The sequence below is a fragment of the Streptomyces sp. URMC 124 genome, assembly GCF_051386455.1.
GTDB lineage: Bacteria > Actinomycetota > Actinomycetes > Streptomycetales > Streptomycetaceae > Streptomyces.
Genome location: NZ_JBPQTS010000648.1, coordinates 1 through 237, shown reverse-complemented (window position 1 = coordinate 237; position 237 = coordinate 1). Strand labels below are relative to the sequence as shown.

Annotated in this window: 1 protein-coding gene; it reads left to right on the top strand. The window is 44.3% G+C overall.

Features of this window, described 5'->3' with window-relative positions; genetic code table 11:
* Positions 1 to 21: 21 nt before the first annotated feature.
* On the top strand, positions 22 to 237 hold a 216-nt coding region (locus ACSNOG_RS34030), incomplete at its 3' end, for a hypothetical protein (RefSeq protein WP_436756525.1).

Below are 237 nucleotides of genomic sequence, written 5' to 3'. Positions count from 1 at the left end.
ATCTTGAAAAGTACCGTCCACTTGTTCACCATGTGGTTAATCAGTGAAATCAATCCCTCGGTTCCTAAATGGATACGGCAGGGGATCGGCGGGTATGAAGCCAAACAGATGACTGAAGACTTTATCAAAGGCTCGACAGAAGATGCGATCCGCAATCTGGAGATCCCTTCTTTTGGTGAATTGAATAACGATACCTGGGACTTCGAAACGATGAAAGGATTTCAGTTCTCCTATAGA